Origin of the sequence: Acidovorax bellezanensis (assembly GCF_025421555.1) — a bacterium.
Taxonomy (GTDB): domain Bacteria; phylum Pseudomonadota; class Gammaproteobacteria; order Burkholderiales; family Burkholderiaceae_C; genus Comamonas; species Comamonas bellezanensis.
The window spans coordinates 1-1790 of sequence record NZ_JAODYH010000029.1 but is presented as its reverse complement, the minus strand read 5'-3'; the positions used below and the strand labels follow the sequence as shown (position 1 = coordinate 1790).

General features: G+C 68.3%; 1 pseudogene. It reads right to left on the bottom strand.

From position 1 onward, the window contains the following. Positions 1-1716: pseudogene (locus N0K08_RS23150) on the bottom strand (hypothetical protein); the annotation flags it as partial. Between the last annotated feature and the right edge of the window lie 74 nt (positions 1717-1790).

Genomic DNA, 1790 nt, shown 5'->3' with positions numbered 1-1790 from the left:
GCCGTTGTCACCCAGCAGGCCGCCAACCAGGCCGTTGTCACCGAGCAGACCGCCAACCAGGCCGTTGTCGCCGAGCAGGCCGCCAACCAGGCCGTTGTCGCCGAGCAGGCCGCCAACCAGGCCGTTGTCGCCCAGCAGGCCACCGACCAGGCCGTTGTCGCCCAGCAGACCACCAACCAGGCCGTTGTCACCCAGCAGACCGCCGACCAGGCCGTTGTCGCCCAACAGGCCACCAACCAGGCCGTTGTCACCGAGCAGGCCACCGACCAAGTCGTCGCCGCCGGTCACGCCGCCCAGAAGCCCGCCGACCAGTCCGTTGTCGCCCAGCAGGCCGCCGACCAGATCGTTGCCGCCGGTCACTCCGCCCAGCAGGCCACCGACCAGAGCGTTGTCGCCGGTCACTCCGCCCAGCAAGCCACCAACCAGGCCGTTGTCACCGAGCAGACCGCCGACCAGGTCGTTGCCGCCCGTCACGCCGCCCAGCAAACCACCAACCAGGCCGTTGTCGCCCAGCAGGCCGCCTGCGGAGTCGTCGCCACCCGTCACGCTGCCCAGCAGGCTGCCCACCAGATCGTTGCCGCCAGTCACTCCGCCCAGCAAACCACCGACCAGGCCGTTGTCGCCCAACAGACCGCCTGCAGAATCGTTGCCGCCGGTCACGCCGGGCAGCAGACCGCCGACCAGGCCGTTGTCGCCCAGCAGACCGCCGACCAGACCGTTGTCACCCAGCAGGCTTCCGACCAGATCGTTGCCACCGGTCGCGCCGCCCAGCAGGCCTCCGACCAATCCGTTGTCACCCACCAGACCGCCGACCAGGCCGTTGTCGCCCGGCAGGCCAGCGACCAGACCGTCGCCATCGGTCAAGCCGCCCAGCAGTCCGCCGCCCAGGCCGTTGCCGCCCAGCAGGCTACCGACAGGATCGCTGCCGCCGCTCACGCCGGCCAGCAGGCCGTTGTCGCCCATCAGGCCGTCCAGCAGGCCGCCCAAGCCGCCTGCGTTGAGCAGACCTCCTACGACGCTGTCCGCAAGGTCCTTCACCCCGCCATCGCCGGATGTCTGCGCCAGACCGCCGGCGAGGCTGTTGAGCGTGTCGATCAATGGCTCGAGGGCCTGGTTCTGCGTGCCGACAAGGCCGTCAACCAACTGTGTCAAGGCGCCGAGGCCGCCTTCCGTGCTGGTAAGGGTCTCCAGCGCGCCAGTGGCGGCGGACAGCGTGCCGTCATTGGGGTTGAGCAGCGCGTTGAGCAGGTCCGCGAGGGGTTCGGCCACCGTGCCGTCCAGCAGGTGACCCGCGGCGTCCTGAGCCGAAGTGACCAGGCCGTCACTGCTGGCGCTGTCCGCTGCCATCCTGCTGCTGGAACTGCCACCGCTGAGCAGTCCACCCAGCAGTCCGCCCAATCCACCCGAGCCCAGCAGGCCGCCTACGACGTTGTCGACGAGGGTTTGTACGTCGCCGCTGCCGCCTTCCTGTGCCAGACCGGTAACCAGCCCTTGGAGCGTGTTGACCAATGGCTCCAGGGCTTGGTTGGGGGTGTTGACGAGGCCGTCCACCAGTTGTGTCAAGGCACCGAGACCGCCGGAGGTGTTCGTGAGGTTTTCCACCAGGCCCGTGATGCTGGACAAGGCGCTGCTGTTGGGATCAACCAATCCGTTGAGCAGATCAATGACGGGCGCTGCCGCCGTTCCCAGCAACAGACCATCAACCAGATCTTGCACAGAGGTGACCAATCCATGGCCGTCATCTGGATTGTCCGTAGGGTTGGTCGGATCCGTGGGGTTGGTCGGGTCCG